The 485-nt window shown below is 74.2% G+C and carries 1 pseudogene; it reads left to right on the top strand.

From position 1 onward, the window contains the following. Positions 1 to 354: pseudogene (locus G3I71_RS46945) on the top strand (mycothiol conjugate amidase Mca); the annotation flags it as partial. Positions 355 to 485: the final 131 nt, after the last annotated feature.

The raw sequence follows: 485 nt of genomic DNA, 5'->3' as shown, positions 1-485 counted from the left end.
TACAACCACGGCTTCTCGCTCGCGCGCATGCGGGCCGTGCACGACGCGATCGTCGCGGCGGGCGGCGAGTCGCCGTTCAGCGACTGGATCGACTCGCGGCAGGCGCGCGAGGTGCCCGAGCGCGAGGTCACGACGCGCGTCGAGTGCGCCGACTACTTCCCGCAGCGCGACGCCGCCCTGCGGGCGCACGCGACGCAGATCGACCCCGAGGGCTGGTTCTTCGCGGTGCCGCGCGAGGTCGAGCTCGCGACGTGGCGCGACGAGGAGTACGAGCTCGCGGAGTCCCGCGTGCCGACGACGCTGCCCGAGGACGACCTGTTCGCGGGGATCCGCGGGACGGAGCACGCACGATGAGCGCGCTGCTGGGCACGGCCCTGCTCACGGGCGTGGTGTGGGCCGAGCGGCTGCCGGGGCCGACGTACGAGAGCCCGCAGGAGGGGTCGCCCGGGTTCGCGGGCTTCGTCGCGACGTTCTTGCTGGCGGTC

It is taken from the genome of Streptomyces sp. SID12501 (genome assembly GCF_010550245.1).
GTDB lineage: Bacteria > Actinomycetota > Actinomycetes > Streptomycetales > Streptomycetaceae > Streptomyces.
Note: the sequence above shows the minus strand (reverse complement) of the source record. Positions and strands in the feature narration are given on the sequence as shown.